Here is a 23,383-nt window from a genome sequence, read left to right on the forward strand (position 1 = left end):
CTATGCTGGGCTGGCGGCAATCCTTCTGGCCACAAGTGCGTGCCAATCCATCCAGCTGCCTCCCCGGAACCTGGTCAGTACCGATGGAGGGTATGCCACCCTGCTGCGAGGCCCTACCTCACATCTGAAGATCAGCACAGTGTCGGTGCTACCCGGTCCAGAAAGCTCGGAGTATCCCAATCGATCCATCGAGTGCGGATGGTCATCCGTCGCAACTCGAGTCCTCTGGGAAGATCGAGCGCTTTCAGCCATGCAGGCGTCGCGGCTCTGCGAGGCCGCCGCACGATCCGCTGGATTGCCGCTCCAGGCCAATGGGCAGGAACGGACACCAATGCGCTATCAGCTCACGATCGTAAGTGACGGAGGCGGCATCTGGCGACAGCTGCCAGGACCAGAGCCGCAGGGCCAGATGGTCGGTTTCTGGTTTCCCTCCGGTCCCGACACCGACTCGCTGCGCAGGCGCGTGATCGCCACCACCGCCCATGAGTTCCAGCATATCGCCACCGCATTGGCAGGACAGCCTCGGCGCGGCGGGCAGCGCGAACCAGACGCCTATCTGGCAGGCGCATGTGCCCAGCTGATGATCGAACGCGCCGTTGCACGTGCGGATCTGCCTGGCGGACACGATCCGCGAGCTGATCCGTTTCTGCCATCGGCAGCCAGGCGCTCCGCGCATGCAGGCAGTACGACCGGGGGAGCGCTGCTGCGGTTCTTCGGTGACGCGGACACCTTGCACATCAATGAGGGAGGCCGCCACCTGATGCGGCATTGCCACGAGACGATCGGCTTTCCCCTGCAGCAGTGAACGCTCCCTGCGACACCCGGTCGCAGGCCATCCCGCCACCCGCTTGATCAATGTCAAACCGCCCGCCGCCGCGCGGGCGTATCTCTATGCAGGAACCCAATACGCCGGTGTCACCGGCATCCAAAGGACCTGCGATGAGCTACACCCCCGACAACGCCCAGCTGCTGAGTGCCATGCAGAACGTCATGGTGATCTCCACCACCGACCTGCAGGGCAACATCACCTACGCCAACGACCTGTTCTGCACGCTCACCGGGTTCGCGCGCGAGGAGCTGATCGGCCAGCCGCACAGCATCGTGCGCCATCCTGATGTGCCCAAGGCGGTCTACAAGGACATGTGGGACACCATCAAGGCCGGCAAGACCTGGACCGGCATCGTGCCCAACCTTGGCAAGGGTGGCGTGCTCTACGTGGTGGACACCACCGTGCAGCCGCTGTTCGACGCCGACGGCAACATCACCTCGTACATCAGCATCCGCCGCGTGGTGAACGACCTGATGCAGAACTACGACCTGGTCGAGTTCAGCAAGGAAAAGTTCGACGACTTCTACGAGGCCGCGTGAACGCCCTCCCGACCAGTACGCCCTTCAGCCGCCTGCTGGTGGGTTTCGCGTCCGAGTCGGGCAATGCCCGCGCCCTGGCCCAGCGCCTGGGCGCGGACCTGCAGCCGCACGGGCCGCAGGTGCTTCCGTTCAACGACATCGACGTGGCCAGCCTCGGCCACGGCGATGTGCTGCTGGCGATCTCCAGCTCGTTCGGCGATGGCGAACCGCCGGCCAACGGCGAACAGTTCTTTGAAACCCTGCGCCAGACGCCGACGCTGAGCGGCCTTCGCTATGCGGTGTTCGGCCTCGGCGACACCGGCTACCCCAGCTTCTGCGGCTTCACCAAGGCGCTGGATGCCGCGCTGAGCGAGCGCCAGGCGCAGCCACTGCTGCATCGCGTCGATGCCGACCTGGGCTACGAGCAGTTCTTCCAGCAATGGCAGCCGGTGCTGGGCCAGGTGCTGGACGGCGACGTGAACGCTGGCCAGGACCTGCACCTGCAGGTGACTGCCTATGGCGAAGACAATGCGTTTGCCGCCCGCATTCTCGAACGCCGCCGCTTGAACAGCAGCGACCCGGCCGCCTGGCATCTGCAGCTGGACATTGCCGGCAGTGGCATGGCGTATCGCGCCGGTGACACCCTGCACGTGGTACCCGAGAACGACCCTGCCCTGCTGCAGGCATTGGCCACCTGGTATGGCGACACCGCCACCGTGACCGCCCTGCATGACCGCGAGCTGCGCCTGCTGAGCAAGGGCGTGCTGCGCGAGCTGGCCAAGCTAGGTGGCAGCGAGGTACTGAAGGGCCTGCTGAAGGTCAGCCAGAAGCGCGAACTGGAAGCCTACCTGCACGGCCTGGACCTGCTGGACGTACTGCAGGACCACGCCACGCCGGCCAGCGTGCCGCTGGCCCGCCTGCGCGAGCTGCTGTCACCGCGCCTGCCGCGCGCCTACTCGATCGCCTCCCACCCCTGCAACGACCAGCTGAGCCTGTGCGTGCGCGAAGTACGCTACACCCTGCGCGGTCGCGAGCGCCTTGGCACCGCCACCGGCAGCCTGCTGCACGGTGGCGACCGTGCCCGTGTGTACTGCCGCTCCAACCCTGGCTTCCATCTGCCCGATACCGGCGAGGCACCGCTGCTGCTGGTCGGCACCGGCACCGGCATCGCACCGTTGATGGGCCTGATGCAGGAGCTGCAGGCCGGTGTCTGCGAACGCGAAGTGCACCTGGTGTTCGGCGAGAAGCACAGCCAGCACGATTACCTGTACCGCGAACAGCTGCAGGACTGGCGCGCGCGCGGTGTGCTGGCCGGCCTGCATACCGCGTTCTCGCGCGATGGCGCCGAAAAGGTCTATGTGCAGCATGTGCTGCAGCAGCGCGCCGCCGAAGTGCGCGACATGCTGGCCCGCGGCGGGCATCTGTACCTGTGCGGCAACAAGAGCCACCTGGAAGGCGCGGTGCGCGAGGCCATCGATGCCATCAGTGGCGAAGGGCACTGGGACGCGCTGCGGGGCGAAGGCCGCACGCACTGCGAGCTGTATTGATCCATTCCACTGGATTGCGCGAACGCTGGAATGGTAGAGCCGGCCGCTGGCCGGCTGCTCCGGATTCCATGGTTGCCAGCCAGCGGCCGGCACTACCATCAGATGCAACCATTCATCGCTTGAGCGTCGCGGAACTCCTGAACCGGTAGAGCCGGCCGCTGGCCGGCTGCCCCAGATTCCATGGTTGCCGGCCAGCGGCCGGCACGACCATCAGATGCAACCATTCATCGCCTGAGCGTCGCGGAACTCCTGAACCGGTAGAGCCGGCCGCTGGCCGGCTGCCCCAGATTCCATGGTTGCCGGCCAGCGGCCGGCACTACCATCAGATGCAACCATTCATCGCCTGAGCGTCGCGGAACTCCTGAACCGGTAGAGCCGGCCGCTGGCCGGCTGCTCCGGATTCCATGGTTGCCGGCCAGCGGCCGGCACTACCATCAGATGTAGCCATCCATCGCCCTTGCGTCCATCGCGGGTCAACCGCCGACGATACGACCATCCACCACGCGTGCTACCTGCTGGCCGAACATGGCCACATCCTGCGGGTCGTGGCTGATCAACAGCAACGGAATGCCAGTATTGTCCAGCACCGTCTCCAGCTCCTGGCGCAGGTGCTGGCGCAGGTCATGATCCAGCGCGGAGAACGGCTCATCCAGCAGCAGCGCCTGCGGCTGCGTCACCAATGCACGTGCCAAGGCGGTGCGCTGACGCTGGCCGCCGGATACCTGCGACGGCAGCAGATCACCGACCGTGTCGATGCGGAATGCGTGCAGCCACTGCTCCACCGCATCGAAGCGCTGGCCAGCCCGCGGATTCAACCAGCCCTTCTGCAGACCGAACGCCACGTTCTGGCGCACGCTCAGGTGCGGGAACAGCGCGTAATCCTGGAACACGTAGCCCAGCCGGCGGCGTTGCGGCGGCAGATCCACGCCGGTGGCCGCATCGAACAGGGTCTGCCCCTGCAGCCGTACATGCCCCTGGCCCGGCCGTAGCAGCCCGGCCACCGCCTTCAGGGTCAGGCTCTTGCCGGCGCCCGAAGGCCCGAACAGCACCACCTGCCGCTGCGTGCACTGCAGCGACACGTCCAACACGAAATCCTGGCCGGCCGCCTGCAGCCGACGCTGCACCTGCAGGTCAAGCCACATCACGCAGCTCCCGGCGACGCCCGCCCACCAGCCGTGCGGCCAGCAGCAGGATCACGATGCACACCACCGAGGTCAGGATCACCAGCGCATTGGCCTTGCCGTCCTGGCCGGCCTGCACCGCTTCGTAGATGGCGATCGACAGCGTCTGCGTGCGGCCCGGAATGCTGCCAGCCACCATCAGAGTGGCGCCGAACTCGCCCATCGCACGTGCAAACGCCAGCAGCAGGCCGGCGAGGATGCCACGCCAGGCCAGCGGCAGCGTGATGCGGAAGAACACCGCCGCTTCGGACACACCGAGCGTGCGTGCGGCCTGCTCCAGCTGTCCGTCCACTTCCTCGAACGCCGCGCGTGCCGGCTTGAACACCAGCGGCAGCGAGGCCACTGCGGCGGCGATCACTGCAGCCTGCCAGGTAAACACCAGGTTGATGCCGAACCACGACTGCAACCACGCACCGATCGGTCCGTTACGGCCGATCAGCACCAGCAGGTAATAGCCCAGCACCGTCGGCGGCAACACCATTGGCAGGGTCAGCAGCGAATCCAGCAGCTCACGGCCGGGAAAGCGCCGCCGCGCCAGTAGTGCGCCCAGCGCCACGCCCACTACAAGATTGATCGCGGTGGCCCAGCCGGCCACCTTCAGCGACAACCCCAGTGCGCTCCAGTCGAGATCCATGCCTCAGGGCTTGCCGAACCCGTGCCTGGCCAGGATCGCCTGGCCCTGTGCCGAACGCACGAAGGCGGTGAAGCGCTTGGCCTCGGCCGGCTGCGCGCTGGCCTTGGTCACCGCCAGCGGATAGGCGATGCGCCCGGCCACCGGCACCGCGAAGGCACGACGCACGCGGTCGGGCATGGCCTGCGCATCGGTGGCATAGACGAAACCGGCATCCACTTCACCACGCGCCACGTAGTCCAGCGACTGGCGCACGTTCTGGGTGGTGATGACCCTGCCCTGCACCGACGGCCACAGGCCCGCCGCTTCCAGCGCGCCCTTGGCGTAGCGACCGACCGGCACGCTGTCCGGGTTACCCAGTGCGATGCGCTGCACGCCGGCACCGGTCAGGTCCTTCAAGCTACGCGGCGCGACCTTGGCCTGCGGCGGCACCACCACCCACAGCGCGTTCACCGCGAACACCTCGCGGGTACCGGCCGCCAGCAGGTCCTGCTGCTGGGCCTGGTCCATCGTGGTTTCATCGGCCGAGGCGAACACGTCCACCGGCGCGCCACGACTGATCTGCTGCAGCAGCACGCCTGAGGCGGCGAAGTTGAAATCGACCTTGGTTCCCGGGTGCGCCTTCTCATAGGCGGCGCCGAGTTCGCGGAAGCTCTCGGTCAGGCTCGATGCCGCCGACACCGTCAGGTCGGCCGCACAGGCCGGCACCGTGGTCAGCAGTCCCAGCAACAACAGTCCAGCGCGCTTCATCGTCGGCTCCCGGCCAGGTTCAGTTCGGATCGGATTCGTCGGCCACCGCCAGCGCCGCCAGGCGCTCGGGCTGCAGCAGCAGGATCTCACGCTGTTTCACCGCGATGATCCCATCATCGCTCAGGCGACGCAGCACGCGGCTGGCGGTTTCCGGCGCCATCCGCAGGTAATTGGCAATCTCGGTGCGTGCCATCGTCAGGTTGAAGCGCGTGGCGGAAAAACCGCGCCGCGCGTAACGCTCGGACATGTCGAGCAGGAACGCCGCCATGCGCTCTTCGGTACGGTGATTCGCGGCCAGCGTGGCGACCTTGCCGATCTCCGCACTGAGCAGGCTGAACAGCTTGGCCTGCAGCCCCGGCATGCGTGTGGCCAGCAGGCTCAGCTTGGGGAACGAAATGCGGCACAGGTGCACGGTGTCCAGCGCCACCGCATTGCAGGGGAAGCGCGAGCCGTGGATCGCATTGAGGCCGATCACTTCGCCCGGCAGGCTGAAGCCCAGCACCTGCTCGTTGCCCTGGCTGTCATCGACGAAGGTCTTGACCATACCGGCGCGCACCGCAGCAATCGAATCGAACGATTCGCCAGCGCGGAAGATGTAGTCACCCGCATGGAACGGGCCAACGTGGTCGACCAGGACGTGCAGATCGCCCAGCGCGGTCTTGTCATAACCCTGCGACATGCAGGCATCGGAAAATGCACAGGTACTGCAGAAGTGCAGCGCGTCGCCATCATCGGCGGCGGCGGGGTTCGGCGTGGCCCGGCCGAGGCGGCCTTGGGAAGGCGGAGTTGAAGACATCGGGGCAGGACTCAAGCGATGGCGGCCGCCGGCCGGAAGCATGCGGCCATCATACGCCACAGCAACCGCCCTTCTTCGGCCAGCCGCAGCACGCGTGCATCCCACTGCGCCCAGCCGCGCGCCAGCAGCGGCGACAGCGCCGGCAGCTGTTCGGCGAAGCATTCTTCGAACGGTTCATCATTGCGCCACTCGAAGGCGGCCGCATCGAGCGCATGATCGCAGGCGATGCTCTGCGCCACCTCGGCCGCCATCCGCTCGTCCTCGGACAGGATCAGGCCCGCGGCCACGCCCATGTGACCGGACTGCAGGCGCGCCCGCCATTCACCCAGCTCGTCCTCCAGCCGGTAGAACACTTCGCCGATCTGGCTGCAGGCGGACAGGCCGAGCCCGATGAAATCACTGCGGTCACGCCGTGGCACACCCGCCAGGTCGCAATGGCGCTGGCCGTCACCCGGCCCATGCGGGTTGGGCAGGTCGCCGCGCTGGTAGTGGTCACCACCGATCGGTTCGTAACCGGCCGCGCGCAGCAGCCGCCAGGCCTGCAGCCAATGCGCTGCCGACGGACGCTGCGGCAGCGCGCACGGTGCCGGCAGCAGGATGCGCTCGGGTGCTTCGGCCAGCACTTCGTGCAGGCGCTCGATGAAACCCACATCCTCAGACCCAGGTACCCGAAGCTGGTAGTAGCGCGCGGTGAAACCCACCTGCCGCGCCTGTGCCAGCAAGGTCGGCCCCGGCGCATCGGCACGGTCGATCACATTCAGGCGGGTGCAGCCCACCGCACGCAGCTGCGCTGGTGACAGCGCGCTGCCCGCGTCCAGGCGCACTTCCACCTGGGGCCGTGCCACGGTGCGCAGGTGCTGCGGCACCGCATCCAGCAGCTGGCCCAGCTGGGGTGGCGGCAAGGTCTCGGCCAAGCCCAGCTGCAGCACCATCGCCACTACTTCGCGGTCCTCGGCCAGGGCATCGGCCTGCAGCTGCAGGGCCAGCAGCAACATGTCCAGATACGCCTGTGGCGGCACATCGCGCCCACCACGACCGGCCTGGAAGCCGAGCGTCAAGCCACGCGGGATCAGGTGCTCATTGCTGGCGCGCACGGCGGCGCGCCAGCCGCTTTCGCCAAACCCGGTGCTGAACTGGTCAGCCGGCGGAAACAGCACATGCCGGGGTTGCCGCAGCAATGCCGCCTGCAGCGCAGTGTCCTCACTCTCATCGACGTGGAAGCTCATGGCACACATCTTCGGGCGTTCCTCTTCGCGTGGCCCTGATTGAAATCAAGCGTGGCGCATCGGTGGGTTCATGCCGGCCAGCGGCCGGCACTACCCTTTCACCCGCTACCCGGTAGTGCCGGCCGCTGGCCGGCAACCCCCTTTACCTGCCACGCACCCGCTCGGCGGCGGCCGCATCGATGGCTTCGGGCAGGTCGGTCTCGCGATCGATCTGCGGGAAGTGACGGCGTTCCATGCGACGGATCGCAAAGTGCATCCACGCCAGTGCAGCCGCCACCAGCACGAACAGCAGCATGAAACAACTGCTCCAGATGCCCACGGCATCGTTCAATGCCCCGAATACGATCGGCAGGATGAAGCCACCCAGGCCGCCGATCATGCCGACCACACCGCCCACTGCACCCACGTGCTTGGGGTAATACACCGGAATGTGCTTGTAGACCGCTGCCTTGCCCAGCGACATGAAGAAGCCCAGCACGAACACCAGCAAGGTGAACATCACCACGCCGATGGCCAGATGGAAGTGGATCGGGCCGTGGATGCCCTTCACCACGTACTCGGTATCCGGGTAGGCCAGCAGGAAGGTGCAGATGGCCGACACGCCGAAGGTCCAGTACATCACCCGCCGCGCGCCCATCCGGTCCGACATCCAGCCACCGACCACGCGGAACAGGCTGGCCGGGATCGAGTAGCACGCCGCCAGCATGCCGGCGTGGCCCACGTCCATGCCGTAGGCGCCCACCAGATAGTGCGGCAGCCACAGCGCCAGCGCCACGAAACCGCCGAACACGAAGAAGTAGTACAGCGAGAACCGCCACACCTGCAGGTTCTTCAGCGGCGCCATCTGCTCGGCGAACGGAACCGGCTTCACGCCCTCGCGGCGGCGCTGCTCCAGCGACGGGTCTTCCTTGCTGAAGAGGAAGAACAGCACCGCAGTGACGGCCAGCGCGACCGCCCAGACCTTGGCAACCATGGTCCAACCCGCGGCCACCATCACCAGCGGCGCCAACAGCTTGGTCACCGCCGAGCCGATGTTGCCGGCACCGAAGATGCCCAGCGCGGTGCCCTGCTTGCTGGCCGGGAACCACTTCGAGACGTAGGCCACGCCCACCGAGAAGTTGCCGCCGGCGATGCCCACGCACAGCGCGGCGATCAGGAACTGGGTGTAGGTCTGCGCATAGGTCAGCATCCAGGTGGCCACGGCGCCACACAGCATCACCAGCACCATCACCTTGCGGCCACCGAACTGGTCGGACCAGATGCCGAGGAAGACGCGGCTGACCGAACCGGTCAGTACCGGCGTGGCGATCAACAGGCCGAACTGGGTGTCATTCAAACCGAGCTGTTGACTGATCTGGATGCCGATGATTGAAAAGATCATCCACACCGCGAAGCACACGGTGAAGGCGAACGTGCTCAGCCACAGCGCACGCTGCTGCTGCCCGGCACTGGCGGGGGCAAGGGCCTGGTTCATGGGGTCTCCTCGTTCAATGGGGGTCAGCCGATATCTGCTTCGGCTTCGATCTCATCCAGCCCGCGCACCGGGTAGCGTTCCTGCAGCTGCAGCAGATAGGCCTGCACCTCGCGCTGGCGTACCTGCAGTTCCAGGTAATCACGCAGCTGCGGCAGCACCGCCTCGAACGACTGTGGCTGGCCTTCCTCGCGGGCATCGACGCAGACCACGTGGTAGCCCCAGCGCGATTCCACCGGGAATCCAGCCAGGCCCTCGCGCAGGCGGAACACCTGGCGGTCGAACTCCGGCGTGGTCTGCCCGCGCTGCAACCAGCCCAGGTCGCCGCCCTCGCTGCTGGAGGGGCAGCGCGAATGGCGCAGGGCAAAATCGGCGAACAGGTGCGGCGACTCCTTCAGCAGTCCGGCCAGCCGCTCGCCTTCGGTGCGTGCGGCGAAGCGCCCGGCCACGTCGTCGGCCGCCGCCGCCAGCAGGATATGGCGCAGGCGCACGCGGTCAGGCGAGCGGAAGCGCTCCGGGTTCTGCTCAAAGTAGCGGCGGCAGTCCTCGTCGGTCGGCACGCGGTCTTCGATCGCGTCTTCCAGCAGTTGCTGGATCAGCACTTCCTCGTCGCTGACCCGGTTGCCCTCCGGCGCCTGCAGGCCCAGCCGCTGCGCTTCCAGACGCAGCAGCTCGCGCACCACCAGGGCACGCGCCGCTTCGGCGCGTGACTGTTCCGGGCGCATCGCCCGATGGTGCTGCATCTCGCGGGCGATGTCGGCCTCGCTGATCGCGGTCTCGTCCACGAACAGCCGGCACGGTGCCGGCTGCCCGAGCGAGCGCGGCCCCTGCTCTGCCGCGTCGTGGTGATGCGAATGCGCCTCGGCAGGCACCGGTGCGGTGGAGTCGATCACGGTGATCGGCAGGAATTTCGGCAGGCTGCCCATGGTTTACTCCCGCGGACCGTAGCGCAGCGTGGCCTGGCGGCGGCGCACCACCTGGTACGGCCGCCACAGGTAGCTGATCGGAATGCTCCACACGTGCACCAGGCGGGTGAACGGCGCGATCAGGAACAGGGTCAGGCCCAGGAAGATATGCATCTTGTAGACCCAGCTGACGCCCTCGATGTAGTCGGCGGCACCGGCGCGGAAGGTCACGATGTGCTGCGCCCATTCGGCCAGCTGCACCATCACCCCACCGTCCAGGTGGCCGGATGAGACGCGGATGCTGTACAGGCCCAGGCACAGCTGGGCGAACAGCAGCACCAGCACCAGGGTGTCACCGAAACTGCCGGTGGCCCGAACACGCGCATTGAACAGGCGGCGTACCAGCAGGATGCTGATGCCGATGAAGCACAGCGCGCCGAACACGCCGCCCACCACCATCGCCAGCATCTGCTTCTGCGACGATGTGATGAAGTGCTCGTACACCGCGTGCGGGGTCAGCAGGCCGACCAGATGGCCACCGAGGATGGCCAGGATGCCGATGTGGAAGCAGTTGCTGCCGATCCGCATGCCCTTGTCTGACAGCATCTGGCTGGAGCCGGTGCGCCAGGTGTACATGGCCTTGTCGTAGCGCGCCCAGCTGCCGATCAGCAGCACCGCCACGGCGATGTATGGGTAGTGCTGGAAGGCGAATTGATGCAGGGAGTAACTCATGGCTGGACCTCTCGATGCGAAGGACGGGCCGGCGAACGCACGGGCGGCTTGCAGTCCTCGGCAGGGGCTTCGGCGCCGAAGCGCACCGCCTCCTCCTCCCACAAGCGGTCCATGGCCTCGGCGGTATCGTCGCGGACTTCCTCGCTGGCACGCTGGCGCAGCGCCTGCAGATCGGCCTTGCCGTCGCCGGCTTCGACCAGGATCTCGAACAGCACCCGGTGCGGCAGCTCACGCTCGGCGGCACGCGCCGCCAGCATCCCGGCGATATGGCCGATGTGGTGCAGCCACTCGCGGGCCTCGCTGCCAGGGCGATGGGCCAGGAACTCCAGCAGCAGCGGCAGGTAGTCCGGCAGCTCGCGCGCATCCAGTTCGAAGCCGTTGCGGCGGTAGGTCTCGACCAGATCGACCATGGCCTGGCCGCGGTCGCGCGACTCGCCATGGATGTGTTCGAACAGCAGCAGGCTCATCGAGCGGCCGCGGTCGAAACTGGCCAGCCACGCCGCCTGCGCATCCAGCGCATCGGTAGCCAGCAGCTGCTGCACGAAGCTGCGCAGCTGCTGGCGGCGGGCGGCGCCCAGCGCCGGGTCGTCGCAGGCGGCGAGGAGTTCTTCGCCGTGCTGCCATAGTTCTTCACGGGGGTAATCCAGCAACACCCCGACCAGCTTGAGCACGCTCATCACACCACCTCCTTGCGGCGATGATTGGGGCCGTTGTCCACCACGAACGTTGTGCTCTTGCGCTGGCCGAACAGATCGGCCGGGCTGTCACCGTTGCAGCCGTTGCCGAAGGTGAGGCCGCAGCCGCCGCGCTCGCCGAAGGCATCGTTGGCGTACTCGCGGTGGCCAGAGGGAATCACGAAACGGTCCTCGTAATTGGCGATGGCCAGGTAGCGATACATCTCTTCGACCTGGGCAATGCTCAGCCCGGTCTGCTCCAGCACTGCGGTGTCTTCCACGCCGTCTACGTTCTTGGCCCGGCGCCAGGCACGCATCGCCATCAGCCGCTCCAGCGCGCGCACCACCGGCGCCTCGTCACCCGCCGTCAGCAGGTTGGCCAGGTAGCGCATCGGGATACGCAGCGAGGCCACGTCCGGCAGTTCACCGCTCATGCCCACGCGGCCACGTTCGGCGGCCGACTGGATCGGAGACAGCGGTGGCACATACCAGACCATCGGCAGCGTGCGGTATTCCGGGTGCAGCGGCAGCGCCAGCTTCCAGTCGATCGCCAGCTTGTACACCGGCGACTGCCTGGCCGCATCCAGCCAGCTGTCCGGGATCCCTTCCTTGCGCGCGGCGGCGATCACCGCCGGATCATTCGGGTCCAGGAAGATGTCCAGGTGGGCCTGGTACAGGTCCTTCTCGGCGGCCACCGAGGCCGCCTCGGCGATGCGGTCGGCGTCGTACAGCATCACGCCGAGGTAGCGGATGCGGCCCACGCAGGTTTCCGAGCACACGGTCGGCTCGCCCATCTCGATGCGCGGGTAGCAGAAGATGCACTTCTCCGACTTGCCGCTCTTCCAGTTGTAGTAGATCTTCTTGTACGGGCAGGCCGAGACGCACATGCGCCAACCGCGGCACTTGTCCTGATCAATCAGCACGATGCCGTCTTCCTCGCGCTTGTAGATCGCGCCCGACGGGCACGCCGACACGCACGCAGGGTTCAGGCAGTGCTCGCACAGGCGCGGCAGGTACATCATGAAGGTCTTCTCGAAGGCGCCGTAGATCTCCTTCTGCACCTGGTCGAAGTTGTAGTCGCGCGAGCGCTTGCTGAACTCCGAACCCAGGATCTCCTCCCAGTTCGGGCCCCACTCGATCTTCTGCATGCGCTCGCCACTGATCAGCGAACGCGGCCGCGCGGTGGGCTGGTGCTGGCTGTCCTTGGCGGCGTGCAGGTTCTGGTAGTCGAAATCAAACGGCTCGTAGTAGTCGTCGATCTGTGGCAGGTCCGGGTTGGCGAAGATCTTGGCCAGCATGCGCCAGCGGCCACCGGCACGCGGCACCAGCTTGCCGGCGCGGGTGCGTACCCAGCCGCCGTTCCACTTGTCCTGGTTCTCCCATTCCTTGGGGTAGCCGATGCCCGGCTTGGTTTCCACGTTGTTGAACCAGGCGTACTCGACGCCCTCGCGCGAGGTCCAGACGTTCTTGCAGGTGATCGAGCAGGTATGGCAGCCGATGCACTTGTCCAGGTTCAGCACCATCGCGATCTGTGCACGGACCTTCATCACACCACCTCCTTGCTGGCCGATGCCGAAGCGCCAGCGGGCTGTTCATCGTCCAACCAATCGACCTTGTCCATCTTGCGCACGATCACGAACTCGTCGCGGTTGGTGCCGCACGTGCCGTAGTAGTTGAAGCCGTACGCCAGCTGCGCGTAGCCGCCGATCATGTGGGTGGGCTTGAGCACGATGCGGGTCACCGAGTTGTGGATGCCGCCGCGGGTCCCGGAAATCTCCGAGCCCGGCACGTTGATGATGCGTTCCTGGGCGTGGTACATCATCGCCATGCCCGGCATCACGCGCTGGCTGACCACCGCACGCGCGGCAATCGCACCGTTGACGTTGAACAGCTCGATCCAGTCGTTGTCGACGATGCCGGCACTGCGCGCGTCGTCCTCGCTCAGCCACACGATCGGGCCACCGCGCGACAGCGTCTGCATGATCAGGTTGTCGCTGTAGGTGCTGTGGATGCCCCACTTCTGGTGTGGCGTGATCCAGTTCAGCACGATCTCCTTGTTGCCGTTCGGGCGCTGGTTCAGCAGCGGCTCCACCGTGCGCGTGTTGACCGGCGGCCGGTAGCCCATGAAGGCCTCGCCGAAGTCGATCATCCACTCGTGGTCCTGGTAGAACTGCTGGCGACCGGTCACCGTGCGCCACGGAATCAGCTCGTGCACGTTGGTATAGCCGGCGTTGTAGCTGACGTTGTCGTCTTCCAGGCCCGACCAGATCGGCGAGGAAATGATCTTGCGCGGCTGTGCCTGGATGTCACGGAAGCGGATCGCCTCGTGCTCCTTGCCCACCGCCAGGTGGGTATGCTCGCGGCCGGTGAAGGTCCCCAGCGATTCCCACGCCTTCACTGCGACGTGGCCATTGGTTTCCGGCGCCAGGTGCAGGATCACCTCGGCCGCGTCGATCGCGGTCGAAATGGCCGGGCGGCCCTGGCTCACGCCCGCGTCGTGCACGGTGTGGTTGAGCTTGCCGAGGAATTCGACCTCGTGCTTCGTGTCCCAGCTCATGCCCTTGCCGCCGTTGCCCAGCTTGTCCAGCAGCGGGCCGAGCGAGGTGAACTTGCGGTACAGGTTCGGGTAGTCGCGCTCCACCACCGTCATCGACGGCATGGTCTGGCCCGGGATGGCCTCGCACTCGCCCTTCTTCCAGTCGGCCACGCCGAACGGCATGCCCAGCTCGTTCGGGGTGTCATGCAGGGTCGGCACCAGCACCAGATCCTTCTCCACGCCCAGCACACCCGGCGCCATTTCGCTTACGGTGCGGGCGACCTCCTTGAAGATCTCCCAGTCGCTGCGCGATTCCCAGGCCGGATCCACCGCCTTCGACAGCGGGTGGATGAACGGGTGCATGTCCGAGGTGTTGAGGTCGTCCTTTTCGTACCAGGTGGCCGTGGGCAGCACGATGTCCGAGTACAGCGCGGTGGTGCACATGCGGAAGTCGAGCGTGACCAGCAGGTCCAGCTTGCCTTCCGGTGCCTCGTCACGCCACGTCACTTCCTCCGGCTTGATCGCCCCCATCTCGCCAAGGTCCTTGCCCTGCAGGCCATGACGCGTGCCGAGCAGGTGCCGCAGCATGTACTCGTGGCCCTTGCCCGACGAACCCAACAGGTTCGAGCGCCAGATGAACATCATCCGCGGATGGTTCTGCTGTGCATCCGGATCGGCGAAGGCGAAGTCCAGCGAGCCGTCCTTGAACTTGCCCAGCGCGTAGTCGGCCGGGGCAACACCCGCCGCTTCGGCCTCGCGTACCAGCTGCAGCGGGTTGCGGTCCAGCTGCGGCGCACACGGCAGCCAGCCCATGCGCACCGCGCGCAGGTTGAGGTCGGCCAGGCTGCCGCTGTACTTGCTCGCATCCGCCAGCGGCGACAGCAGCTCGTCCACCTGCAGCTTCTCGTAGCGCCATTGCCCGGTGTTGAAGTAGAAGAACGAGGTGCCGTTCATGTGGCGCGGCGGGCGGCTCCAATCCAGGCCGAAGGCCAGCGGCTGCCAGCCGGTCTGCGGGCGCAGCTTTTCCTGGCCCACGTAATGCGCCCAGCCGCCACCTGTCTGGCCCACGCAACCGCACATGATCAGCATGTTGATCAGGCCGCGGTAGTTCATATCGTTGTGGAACCAATGATTCATCCCGGCGCCGACGATGATCATCGAACGGCCATGGGTCTTGTCGGCGGTACGTGCGAACTCGCGGGCGATCTCGATCACCTCGGCGCGCGACACGCCGGTGATGCGCTCCTGCCAGGCTGGGGTGCCCGGCACCATGTCGTCGAAGCTCGATGCCACATTGCCGCCGCCAAAGCCACGGTCCACGCCGTACTGGGCCAGCAGCAGGTCGTAGACCGTGGCCACCAGGGTTTCGCCACCCTCGGCCGTGGCCAGCCGGCGCACCGGAATGTTGCGCTCAAGCACGTCGTCGGCCGGCGCGGCGGTCCAGCCGTCGGTCTCGATGCCACCGAAGTACGGGAAGCTCACCGCCTCGATGCCCTCATGGCCATCGGCCAGGCTCAGGCGCAGACGCGTCTCGGCGCCCTTGCTCTCCTTCTCCTCGATGTTCCACTTGCCCTTCTCGCCCCAGCGGAAGCCGATCGAGCCGTTCGGCACCACGATCTGGCCGCTGGTCTCGTCATAGGCCAGCGTCTTCCAGTCCGGGTTGTTGGCTTCACCCAGCCCGCCCAGTTCACTGGCACGCAGGAAACGGCCCGCCACCAGGCGGCCGTCGTCGCGGCGCTCCAGGCGCACCAGCATCGGCATGTCCGAGTACTGCCGGCAATAGTCCTGGAAGTACTGCGAGGGCGAATCGACGTGGAACTCGCGCAGGATCACATGGCCGAAGGCGAAGGCCAGCGCCGCATCGGTGCCCTGCTTGGGGTGCAGCCAGTGATCGGTCAGCTTGGCCAGCTCGGAATAGTCCGGGCAGATCGCCACCGTCTTGGTGCCGTTGTAGCGCGCCTCGGTGAAGAAGTGCGCATCGGGCGTACGCGTCTGCGGCACGTTCGAGCCCCAGGCGATGATGTAGCGGCTGTTGTACCAGTCGGCCGATTCGGGCACGTCGGTCTGCTCGCCCCAGATCTGCGGCGAGGCCGGCGGAAGGTCGCAGTACCAGTCGTAGAAGGACAGGCAGGCGCCGCCCAGCAGCGACAGGTAACGCGCGCCGGCGGCGTAGGACACCATCGACATCGCCGGAATCGGCGAGAACCCGACCACGCGGTCCGGGCCGTACTGCTTCACCGTGTACAGGTTGGAGGCGGCGATGATCTCGTTGGCCTCTTCCCACTGCAGGCGCACGAAGCCGCCCATGCCGCGGCGGGTCTTGTACGAACGCGCCTTTTCCTTGTCCTCCACGATGCTGGCCCAGGCATCGACCGGGCCCTTGCTCTTGCGCGCCTCGCGCCACAGGCGCAGCAGCGTGCCGCGGATCAGCGGGTACTTCAGCCGGTTGGCGCTGTACAGGTACCAGGAATAGCTGGCGCCACGCGGGCAGCCACGCGGTTCGTGGTTGGGCAGGTCCGGGCGCGTACGCGGGTAGTCGGTCTGCTGCGTTTCCCAGGTGACCAGGCCGTTCTTGACGTAGATCTTCCAGCTGCACGAACCGGTGCAGTTCACGCCGTGGGTGGAACGCACGATCTTGTCGTACTGCCAACGGGCGCGGTAGCTGTTTTCCCAGTCACGGCCTTCGCTCTTGGCGAATCCGTGGCCATCGGCAAAGGTCTGGGGGTCACGCTTGAAGAACTGCAAGCGATCGAGGAAATAACTCATCGGGGGTCTCCCTTTGCGGACATCGGCATCGTGGCTGTGTGTGTCATCTGGCTGCGGTGCGTTTTCATGTCGTCAGCAGGGTGTCTCGGCACCGCGCCGGTAGTACCACCACCAGGTCACGGCCAGACAGGTGACATAGAAAACAACGAATCCGTACAGCGCCATGTCGGGGCTGCCGGTCAAGGTGATGGACGAGCCGTAGCTCTTGGGAATGAAGAAGCCGCCATAGGCGCCGATCGCACCGGAGAAGCCGACCACCGCGGCCGACTCGATGCTGGCCTGGTGGGCAGCAGCAGCCTTGCCCTCGGCGTTGTCGTTGGCCGACCAGCGCTCATGCAGGGTGCGGAAGATCACCGGAATCATGCGGAAGGTGGTGCCGTTGCCGATGCCACTGAGCACGAACAGCGCCATGAAGCTGAGCAGGAAGCCATGGAAGTTGCCGCCCTGGCCGTGACTGGACAGGAAGTGCAGCACACCGAACACGGCGGCGATCATCAGCGCGAACACCCAGAAAGTCAGGCGTGCGCCGCCCCAGCGGTCGGCCATGCTGCCGCCCACCGAACGCATCAACGCACCCAGCAGCGGGCCGATGAAGGCGTAGGCCAGCGGGTTCACGTCCGGGAACTGGCTCTTCACCAGCATCGGGAAGCCGGCCGAGAAGCCGATGTAGGAACCGAAGGTGCCGATGTACAACCAGCACATCAGCCAGTTGTGCTTGCGGCGGAAGATCACCGCCTGCTCGGAGAACGACGAGCGGGCGCTGGTCAGGTCGTTCATGCCGAACCAGGCCGCGATGGCGCACAGCGCGATGGCCGGCACCCAGATGAAACCGGCGTTCTGCAGGAACAGCGGCGCCCCACCCTCCACCGTGGGCTGCGGCGCACCACCCAGCGCACCGAACACGCCCACGGTGATGACCAGCGGGATCACCGCCTGCGCCACCGACACGCCCACATTGCCCAGGCCGGCGTTCAGGCCCAGCGCCAGGCCCTGCTTCTGCTTGGGGTAGAAGAAGGAGATGTTGGACATCGACGACGAGAAGTTCGCGCCACCGAACCCACACAGGATCGCGATGGCCACGAACACCCCGTACGGCGTGGCCGGGTCCTGTACCGCGAAGCCGAGCCAGAGCGTCGGTGCCAGCAGCGACGCGGTCGACAGCGCGGTCCAGCGGCGGCCGCCGAAAATCGGGATCACGAACGAATAGAAGATGCGCAGCGTGGCGCCGGACAGGCTGGGCAGCGCCACCAGCCAGAACAGCTGGTCGGTGCTGAAGTTGAAGCCGATCTTCGGCAGGCTGATCGACACCGCCGAGAACAGCACCCAGACCGAGAAGGCCAGCAGCAGCGAGGGGATCGAGATGACCAGGTTGCGGGTGGCGACCCGCTTGCCGGTGAGCTCCCAGTAGCCGGGGTCCTCCGGCGTCCAGTCGCTGATGACGCGACCCGGACGGGCAGTGCTGCGGACAACAGGATCGCTACCGACGGTCATACATGGCTCCAAGGCTGTGGAATGACGTGGGTATTGCTTTCAAGTTGTGACCCGTCGTCATGCAGCCATTAGGCCGCGCAGCAACAACGACGGGGTTGATCTGGATCAATCAGGGGCCGGTTTCCGCCGTGCCCCTGACAAATGTCAAACCGGTGAAGCGGTGTTGCGGCGGGTCACCCCGCGCTGGCGCACGCTGTCGCGCACGTCCACATCGAACTGCAGCTGAAGCTGGCCGCCGTCTTCCAGGGCAATGTCGAATGGCAGCCCATCCCGGCACGGCAACCGCGCCGCCAAGGCCTCGACGGCCGGGCGCGGCAGTACCAGGCGGCAGAAGGTGCCCCCGTCCAGCAGCACGGGCTGCTCGCCGCCATGCAGCGACACCGCCATGCCCCAGCCCTCGATACCGCCGAAGCGGGTCATGTTCTCGACCGATTCACCGGCCAGCAGGCGCGCCAGTTCGGCCTCATCCAGGCGAAGCCGTACTGATTGGTCCTGCAACTGCACTTTCATGACGCAACATCCTCCCATTGTTCGGGGGTATTGCAGTTGACCAGGCAGGCTTCGTCAACGCTTTCCAGCAGCAGCGCGTGCATCTGCAGGCGGCGCTGGAAGGCCTGTACCGAGCGGCGTCCGTCCGCATCATCCAGCATCGCGGCCAGCACGCTACGAGTGGCATTGTCCACATTCAACAGCATGGGAAAGGGATGCCCGTCAAAGATCGTGCATGCGCCCCGCCCCTCGGCGGCCAGCCGTTGCAGCAGCCGCGGCGCCAGCAACGGCGTATCCACCGCTACCACCCAGGCCGGGCCATCGGGCATCTGCTGCACCACGCTGTGCAGTCCACCCAGGGGACCGCAGCGCGCCACCTGATCGGGGATGCCGCCGAAGGCCGGATAGTCGCCGCTCACCCACACCCGTTCGGCGCCGGCCTGCAGCAGCAGGCCACGCATGTGTTCCAGCAGCGTGCGCCCCTGCCACGGCAGCAGCGCCTTGTCGCGCCCCATCCGGCTGGACAGGCCGCCGGCCAGCACGATGCCGTTGATGGTTCCATTCATGGTAGAGCCACACCATGCGTGGCTGCGCCGGTTGGATACGCGGGAACGGCCCCATCCACGCATGGCGTGGATCTACTGAACCCCACGGCCATCCAGACATTCGGTGGTAGAGCCACGCCATGCGTGGCTGCAGCGGACTCAATGGTGGTGGTCGTGCGCATGGTCATGGGCGTGTGCGGGTTCGCTGTCCGCGTGGCACAGGCTGCAGCCCTCGCTCCACTCGCTGTCGCCGTCCTCGTAATGCTCCTGCTTCCAGATCGGGCACTGGTGCTTCACCACCTCGATCAACTGCCGGCAGGCCCGGAATGCCTCGTCGCGGTGCGGGCTGCCCGCAGCCACCACCACCGCCACATCGCCAATGCCCAACCGGCCCTTGGCATGGGCCACATACAGCTTCAGCTTCGGACCGAACGTCGCCTCGACCTCGGCGGCCAAGCGCTTGAACTCGTTCAGCACCAGCGGCTCGAACAGGTCATAGGTAATCCCGTTCACCGGGCGGCCGATGTTGACGTCGCGCACCTTGCCGATGAACACATCGATGCCACCGAAACCCGGATCGGACACCGCAGCGATGCCCTCGGCCGGATCGATCGACGCCTGCGCGCGATCCACCACCTTGGCGATGATCTTCTCGCTCATCGCTCAGCCCCCGCTTACCGGCGGCAGGATCGCCACCCGACCATCGTCGGGCAGCGCTTCATGGTCGCGCAGCACACGTTGCTGGTCGGCGAACGCCGAGTAGTCCAGCAGGCCCGCGCGGAAGCCCGGCCAACGCGTCGGCAGCAGCTCGCGCAGCGCCTGGCGCAGGTCGGCCACGGTGCTACCAGCCACCTCCACCGCGATCTCGCGGCTGGCATCCAGATCGGAAAACGCACCAAACAACTGCAGATTCACCTGTTTCATCATGACTCCTGGCTCGCCAGCTGCACCGGGTCATGGTGACCCCAGCCCTGTACCTGCACCGGCGTGCCAGCGATGGCCAGGTCTCCCTCGGCCTCCAGCACCACCCAGGCGTTGGCCTGCAGCATGGACATCAAACGGAACGATTCCTGCCCGGACAGCACGCGCGCACTCAGGCGCCCCTGACCGTCCACTTCCACCCGCGCACGCGCATGGAAGCGCAGGCCCGGCGGCGTGCGCACGTCAGCCTGCAGCGGCAGCTGCAACACGGCTTCCGGTGCCAGCCCCAGCAGGCGGCGCAGCACCGGCTCGACGAAGAAGCGCTGGCCGACGGCGGCCGAAACCGGGTTGCCCGGCAGGCCGAAATACAGGGCACCATTGGGCAGCACCGCAAACAGCAGCGGCTTGCCCGGGCGGATCGCCACCTTGTGGAACACGATGCGCGCACCACGGCCGCGCAGCGCATCGGGAACGAAATCGTAGCGGCCGGCCGACACCGCGCCCGTGCTGATCAGCAGCTGCGCGCCGGCAGCCAGCGCTTCATCCAGCACCGCATTGAACGCGGCCACGTCATCGCCCACGGTGCCCTGCCAGACCACTTCGGCACCCGCGGCCTGCAGGCGGCCGACCAGATACGGCCGGTTGCTGTCACGGATCTGGCCGGATTCCAGCGTCTGCGCCGCCTCGGTCACCAACTCCTTGCCGGTGGCGATCACTGCCGCCTTCGGCCGCGCCACCACCGCCACCTGGCCCACGCCGATGGCATGCAGCAGGGTGCGCGCATTGATGTCCAGCACCTGCCCGGCCTGCAGCACACGTTCGCCGTCGCTCACATCCTGGCCGCGCAGGCGCACGTTCTGGCCCGGCTTCACCGTGCCCTTCAAGGCGATGCGGGTCGGGCGTCCATCCTCGCTGGCGAGGACGTCCACGTTCTCGACCGGCACCACCGTATCCAGCCCGGACGGCATGCGCGCACCGGTCATGATTTCCCAGGCACCCTCGCCACCTTCGGCACCTGCATCGCCGGCTGCCTGCCAACCCTGCACGGCAAATTCGGTACCGGCCTCGAACGCCGTGCCGTTGGCGCGCAGCGCGAAGCCGTCCATCGCCGAATTGTCGAACGGCGGCAGCGACTGCGCGCTGTGGATGTCACGGGCCAGCGTGCGGCCCGCGGCCTCATGCAGCGGCAGATGCTCGGCCGGCAGCGGCTTGGCCGCGTCCAGCAGGTGCTGCAAGGCATCGCTGTAGGCAATCATCAGTGGCCATCCCCCTCGACCATCGCCAGGGCATGGCCCAGTACCGGCGCCAGGATATCCAGGCACTGCGCCGCCGCCTTCGGGCTGCCGGGCAATGCGAACACCAGCATGTTGCCCAGCTGTACCACCTCGGCGCGGCTCAACCAGGCCATCGGCGTGTGCTGCGCACTCAGGGCCCGCACCATCTGCGCCAGGCCATGCACGGGCCGCGCGTTCAAGGAACGCAGCGCCTCCGGGGTCAGGTCACGCGGGCCCAGCCCGGTACCACCGGTACACAGGCACAGGCGCACGCCCTCGGCAGCCAAGGCCTGCAGGCGGCCCGCCAACGGCTCGATGCCATCGGGCAGCACTTCGGCGGCCACTACGTCGCCACCCAGCTTTCTCAGGCCGGTCACCAGGGTCGGGCCGGACACATCCTCATAAGTGCCTTCGCTGGCGCGATCGCTCAGCGTAATCACCGCGCAGGCCGCACCCTCCAACCCCTTAGGTGCACGTGGGTTGAAACGCACGCGCTCGGCCTCGTCCATGCCATCCGGGTGCAGCCAGACCCCGCGCTTGCCGCCTTCCTTGAACAGCAGGCGGATGCCTTCGATGCGCAGTGCCGGTTCCACTGGCTTGCTCAGGTCGTACAGGGTCAGCAACGCCGCGTTGACACCAGCCAGCGCCTCCATCTCGACGCCGGTGCGTGCCTCGCTGGCGCACTCGCACCACACGCGGATCGCCTGCCGCTCCGGCACCGGTGCGCAGAACACCTGCACCAGTTCCAGCGGCAGCGGATGGCACAGCGGCATCAGCATCGACGCCATCTTGGCGCCCTGCAGGCCGGCAATCTCGGCCATCACCAGCGCATCGCCTTTGGGCAGGCGGCGCTCGACGATCAGCGGATAGGCCACTGGACCGGCATGCAGCTCGCCCACCGCCACCGCACGGCGGCGGCTGATGCGCTTGTTACGGACATCGGCCATATGGAAGGCCGCGTTCAATTCCCCACTCATCGTGTTGCTCATCCTCCGATGGAGGCCAGGTGCGGGGTCAGCCCGGTCTGGCCCTGGTGCAGTCCATGCCCGGCCGCTTTCAGGCCAAGCTGTGTGGTGATGCGTGCCAGCAGCGCGTCATGGTCCTCATCGCGCTGCAGCAGCGGGCGCAGCGGTACGCCGAACTCGCCGAACAGGCACAGCCGCAGGTCGCCCTTGGCGGTCACCCGCAGGCGGTTGCAGCCCTTGCAGAAGTCACGCGAATACGGGGCGATGATGCCGATGCTGCCGCGATGGTCGGGGTGGCCGAACTCACGCGCCGGGCCGGCATCGGCCGCGCGTGGACGCTCGTGCCAGCCTGCGGCAAGCAGCTGCTCGATCACCACGTCGGCACGCAGGTGGTGGCGCTGGAAATAGGCTTCGTTGTCGCCGGTGCGCATCAGCTCGATGAAGCGCACGCTGAAAGGACGGTCACGCAGGTAGTCCATCCACTGCGGCAGCTCGTCGTCGTTCAGGCCGCGCAGCAGCACCGCGTTGAGCTTGATCGCCGGCAGGCCCAACGCCTGCGCCAGGGCCAGGCCCTGTTCGATCTCCGGCAGGCGGTCATGCCCGGTGATGGTCTTGAAGCGTTCGCGCTGCAGGCTGTCCATGCTCACGTTCAGCGCGGTCAGGCCGGCGCGATGCCAGCCCGGCAGGCGACGCGGCAGCAGCGTGCCATTGGTGGTGATGGCCACCTTGCGGACGCCCGGCACCGCCGCCACGGTGGCGATGATCTCGTCCAGGTCCTTGCGCAGGCTGGGCTCGCCACCAGTCAGGCGGATCTTGCTCATGCCCAGCGCGGCAAACGCACGCACCAGCCGCGCGATTTCATCCACCTGCAGGAAGCGCGGGCGGCCATCGGCCTGGTAACCGTCGGGCAGGCAGTAGCTGCAACGGAAGTTGCAGGCTTCGGTCAACGACAGGCGCAGGTACGGAAAGCTGCGTCCGAAACCGTCGGTGAGTTGGCTCATGGCTGGTCCACCTTGTTGCTCCACCGTCTTGCCTGTACCCGGAACGGCCCGGAAACCCTCGTCTGCTGGAACGATTGCCAGAGTACGCGGCAGTCAGTTCCATGGGCATGACTTAAATCAATCGTCTTCGGCCCT

22 protein-coding genes are annotated in these 23,383 nt (G+C 66.7%); 3 read left to right on the forward strand and 19 right to left on the reverse strand.

Annotation, left to right across the window (positions count from 1 at the left end; all coding sequences use genetic code 11):
- Positions 1-331: 331 nt before the first annotated feature.
- From ACZK13_RS11930 to ACZK13_RS11940, 3 genes are all read left to right on the forward strand, one after another.
- Positions 332-805, forward strand: coding sequence for a hypothetical protein (locus ACZK13_RS11930; protein WP_125893677.1), 474 nt, complete (start codon positions 332-334; stop codon positions 803-805).
- Positions 806-939: 134 nt separating this feature from the next.
- On the forward strand, positions 940-1,368 hold the full coding sequence (locus ACZK13_RS11935; RefSeq protein ID WP_125893679.1) for a PAS domain-containing protein: 429 nt from the start codon (positions 940-942) through the stop codon (positions 1,366-1,368).
- The gene (locus ACZK13_RS11940; RefSeq protein WP_253143251.1) at positions 1,365-2,894 is read left to right on the forward strand and encodes a diflavin oxidoreductase; all 1,530 of its coding nucleotides are present in this window, start codon (positions 1,365-1,367) and stop codon (positions 2,892-2,894) included. Before ACZK13_RS11935 ends, ACZK13_RS11940 begins: the two co-directional genes overlap by 4 nt.
- A gap of 473 nt (positions 2,895-3,367) precedes the next feature.
- Here the strand turns inward: ACZK13_RS11940 and ACZK13_RS11945 are convergent, their stop codons facing one another.
- From ACZK13_RS11945 to moaA, 19 genes are all read right to left on the reverse strand, one after another.
- On the reverse strand, positions 3,368-4,036 hold the full coding sequence (locus ACZK13_RS11945) for an ATP-binding cassette domain-containing protein (RefSeq protein ID WP_125895820.1): 669 nt from the start codon (positions 4,034-4,036) through the stop codon (positions 3,368-3,370).
- A complete protein-coding gene (modB, locus tag ACZK13_RS11950) occupies positions 4,026-4,709 on the reverse strand; it encodes a molybdate ABC transporter permease subunit (RefSeq protein WP_049459011.1) in 684 nt (227 codons plus the stop codon). Before modB ends, ACZK13_RS11945 begins: the two co-directional genes overlap by 11 nt.
- A 3-nt stretch (positions 4,710-4,712) precedes the next feature.
- Positions 4,713-5,456, reverse strand: a complete 744-nt coding sequence (gene modA, locus ACZK13_RS11955; RefSeq protein WP_125895821.1) for a molybdate ABC transporter substrate-binding protein — start codon at positions 5,454-5,456, stop codon at positions 4,713-4,715.
- A 19-nt stretch (positions 5,457-5,475) separates the two neighbouring features.
- The gene (locus ACZK13_RS11960) at positions 5,476-6,252 is read right to left on the reverse strand and encodes a helix-turn-helix domain-containing protein (RefSeq protein ID WP_012511268.1); all 777 of its coding nucleotides are present in this window, start codon (positions 6,250-6,252) and stop codon (positions 5,476-5,478) included.
- Between the two features lie 11 nt (positions 6,253-6,263).
- Positions 6,264-7,478 (reverse strand): oxygen-independent coproporphyrinogen III oxidase, encoded by a 1,215-nt coding sequence (locus ACZK13_RS11965; protein WP_253143252.1) that lies wholly within the window; start codon positions 7,476-7,478, stop codon positions 6,264-6,266.
- A 142-nt stretch (positions 7,479-7,620) separates the two neighbouring features.
- Entirely contained in the window at positions 7,621-8,952 is a 1,332-nt protein-coding gene (locus tag ACZK13_RS11970) for an MFS transporter (RefSeq protein ID WP_478444721.1), read from the reverse strand.
- A 23-nt stretch (positions 8,953-8,975) separates the two neighbouring features.
- Entirely contained in the window at positions 8,976-9,875 is a 900-nt protein-coding gene (locus tag ACZK13_RS11975) for a peptidylprolyl isomerase (RefSeq protein ID WP_180838503.1), read from the reverse strand.
- A gap of 3 nt (positions 9,876-9,878) precedes the next feature.
- Positions 9,879-10,586: a respiratory nitrate reductase subunit gamma gene (gene narI / locus ACZK13_RS11980; protein ID WP_180838504.1), complete on the reverse strand. Its 708-nt coding sequence runs from the start codon at positions 10,584-10,586 to the stop codon at positions 9,879-9,881.
- The gene (narJ, locus tag ACZK13_RS11985) at positions 10,583-11,263 is read right to left on the reverse strand and encodes a nitrate reductase molybdenum cofactor assembly chaperone (RefSeq protein WP_065723459.1); all 681 of its coding nucleotides are present in this window, start codon (positions 11,261-11,263) and stop codon (positions 10,583-10,585) included. Before narJ ends, narI begins: the two co-directional genes overlap by 4 nt.
- Complete coding sequence (gene narH, locus ACZK13_RS11990) at positions 11,263-12,807, reverse strand: nitrate reductase subunit beta (RefSeq protein WP_253145116.1); 1,545 nt, start codon at positions 12,805-12,807, stop codon at positions 11,263-11,265. Before narH ends, narJ begins: the two co-directional genes overlap by 1 nt.
- Complete coding sequence (locus ACZK13_RS11995; RefSeq protein ID WP_253145114.1) at positions 12,807-16,562, reverse strand: nitrate reductase subunit alpha; 3,756 nt, start codon at positions 16,560-16,562, stop codon at positions 12,807-12,809. The genes narH and ACZK13_RS11995 overlap by 1 nt, the downstream gene beginning before the upstream one ends.
- A 72-nt stretch (positions 16,563-16,634) precedes the next feature.
- Positions 16,635-18,053 carry a NarK family nitrate/nitrite MFS transporter gene (locus ACZK13_RS12000; protein ID WP_253145112.1) on the reverse strand — a complete coding sequence of 473 codons (1,419 nt, stop codon included), beginning with the start codon at positions 18,051-18,053 and terminating at the stop codon, positions 16,635-16,637.
- Between the two features lie 144 nt (positions 18,054-18,197).
- Entirely contained in the window at positions 18,198-18,563 is a 366-nt protein-coding gene (locus ACZK13_RS12005) for a hypothetical protein (protein WP_253145110.1), read from the reverse strand.
- Entirely contained in the window at positions 18,560-19,108 is a 549-nt protein-coding gene (mobA, locus tag ACZK13_RS12010) for a molybdenum cofactor guanylyltransferase (RefSeq protein WP_478481714.1), read from the reverse strand. The genes ACZK13_RS12005 and mobA overlap by 4 nt, the downstream gene beginning before the upstream one ends.
- A gap of 138 nt (positions 19,109-19,246) precedes the next feature.
- Complete coding sequence (locus tag ACZK13_RS12015) at positions 19,247-19,747, reverse strand: molybdenum cofactor biosynthesis protein MoaE (RefSeq protein ID WP_049401277.1); 501 nt, start codon at positions 19,745-19,747, stop codon at positions 19,247-19,249.
- A 3-nt stretch (positions 19,748-19,750) separates the two neighbouring features.
- On the reverse strand, positions 19,751-20,011 hold the full coding sequence (locus ACZK13_RS12020) for a MoaD/ThiS family protein (protein WP_049444672.1): 261 nt from the start codon (positions 20,009-20,011) through the stop codon (positions 19,751-19,753).
- The gene (locus tag ACZK13_RS12025; RefSeq protein WP_253145099.1) at positions 20,011-21,264 is read right to left on the reverse strand and encodes a molybdopterin molybdotransferase MoeA; all 1,254 of its coding nucleotides are present in this window, start codon (positions 21,262-21,264) and stop codon (positions 20,011-20,013) included. The genes ACZK13_RS12020 and ACZK13_RS12025 overlap by 1 nt, the downstream gene beginning before the upstream one ends.
- Positions 21,264-22,259, reverse strand: a complete 996-nt coding sequence (moaCB, locus tag ACZK13_RS12030) for a bifunctional molybdenum cofactor biosynthesis protein MoaC/MoaB (RefSeq protein WP_043033279.1) — start codon at positions 22,257-22,259, stop codon at positions 21,264-21,266. Before moaCB ends, ACZK13_RS12025 begins: the two co-directional genes overlap by 1 nt.
- An 8-nt stretch (positions 22,260-22,267) precedes the next feature.
- Positions 22,268-23,248 carry a GTP 3',8-cyclase MoaA gene (moaA, locus tag ACZK13_RS12035; protein ID WP_253145097.1) on the reverse strand — a complete coding sequence of 327 codons (981 nt, stop codon included), beginning with the start codon at positions 23,246-23,248 and terminating at the stop codon, positions 22,268-22,270.
- Positions 23,249-23,383: the final 135 nt, after the last annotated feature.

The organism is Stenotrophomonas sp. 99219_Sma, assembly GCF_056480785.1.

Excerpts from the sequence above, each read along its gene's own strand:
- ACZK13_RS11930 (WP_125893677.1), top strand. The coding sequence starts at position 332 with ATGCGCTATCAGCTCACGATCGTAAGTGACGGAGGCGGCATCTGGCGA.
- ACZK13_RS11935 (WP_125893679.1), top strand. The coding sequence starts at position 940 with ATGAGCTACACCCCCGACAACGCCCAGCTGCTGAGTGCCATGCAGAAC.
- ACZK13_RS11945 (WP_125895820.1), bottom strand. The coding sequence starts at position 4,036 with ATGTGGCTTGACCTGCAGGTGCAGCGTCGGCTGCAGGCGGCCGGCCAG.
- modB (WP_049459011.1), bottom strand. The coding sequence starts at position 4,709 with ATGGATCTCGACTGGAGCGCACTGGGGTTGTCGCTGAAGGTGGCCGGC.
- modA (WP_125895821.1), bottom strand. The coding sequence starts at position 5,456 with ATGAAGCGCGCTGGACTGTTGTTGCTGGGACTGCTGACCACGGTGCCG.
- ACZK13_RS11960 (WP_012511268.1), bottom strand. The coding sequence starts at position 6,252 with ATGTCTTCAACTCCGCCTTCCCAAGGCCGCCTCGGCCGGGCCACGCCG.
- ACZK13_RS11965 (WP_253143252.1), bottom strand. The coding sequence starts at position 7,478 with ATGAGCTTCCACGTCGATGAGAGTGAGGACACTGCGCTGCAGGCGGCA.
- ACZK13_RS11970 (WP_478444721.1), bottom strand. The coding sequence starts at position 8,952 with ATGAACCAGGCCCTTGCCCCCGCCAGTGCCGGGCAGCAGCAGCGTGCG.
- ACZK13_RS11975 (WP_180838503.1), bottom strand. The coding sequence starts at position 9,875 with ATGGGCAGCCTGCCGAAATTCCTGCCGATCACCGTGATCGACTCCACC.
- narI (WP_180838504.1), bottom strand. The coding sequence starts at position 10,586 with ATGAGTTACTCCCTGCATCAATTCGCCTTCCAGCACTACCCATACATC.
- narJ (WP_065723459.1), bottom strand. The coding sequence starts at position 11,263 with ATGAGCGTGCTCAAGCTGGTCGGGGTGTTGCTGGATTACCCCCGTGAA.
- narH (WP_253145116.1), bottom strand. The coding sequence starts at position 12,807 with ATGAAGGTCCGTGCACAGATCGCGATGGTGCTGAACCTGGACAAGTGC.
- ACZK13_RS11995 (WP_253145114.1), bottom strand. The coding sequence starts at position 16,562 with ATGAGTTATTTCCTCGATCGCTTGCAGTTCTTCAAGCGTGACCCCCAG.
- ACZK13_RS12000 (WP_253145112.1), bottom strand. The coding sequence starts at position 18,053 with ATGACCGTCGGTAGCGATCCTGTTGTCCGCAGCACTGCCCGTCCGGGT.
- ACZK13_RS12005 (WP_253145110.1), bottom strand. The coding sequence starts at position 18,563 with ATGAAAGTGCAGTTGCAGGACCAATCAGTACGGCTTCGCCTGGATGAG.
- mobA (WP_478481714.1), bottom strand. The coding sequence starts at position 19,108 with ATGAATGGAACCATCAACGGCATCGTGCTGGCCGGCGGCCTGTCCAGC.
- ACZK13_RS12015 (WP_049401277.1), bottom strand. The coding sequence starts at position 19,747 with ATGAGCGAGAAGATCATCGCCAAGGTGGTGGATCGCGCGCAGGCGTCG.
- ACZK13_RS12020 (WP_049444672.1), bottom strand. The coding sequence starts at position 20,011 with ATGAAACAGGTGAATCTGCAGTTGTTTGGTGCGTTTTCCGATCTGGAT.
- ACZK13_RS12025 (WP_253145099.1), bottom strand. The coding sequence starts at position 21,264 with ATGATTGCCTACAGCGATGCCTTGCAGCACCTGCTGGACGCGGCCAAG.
- moaCB (WP_043033279.1), bottom strand. The coding sequence starts at position 22,259 with ATGAGTGGGGAATTGAACGCGGCCTTCCATATGGCCGATGTCCGTAAC.
- moaA (WP_253145097.1), bottom strand. The coding sequence starts at position 23,248 with ATGAGCCAACTCACCGACGGTTTCGGACGCAGCTTTCCGTACCTGCGC.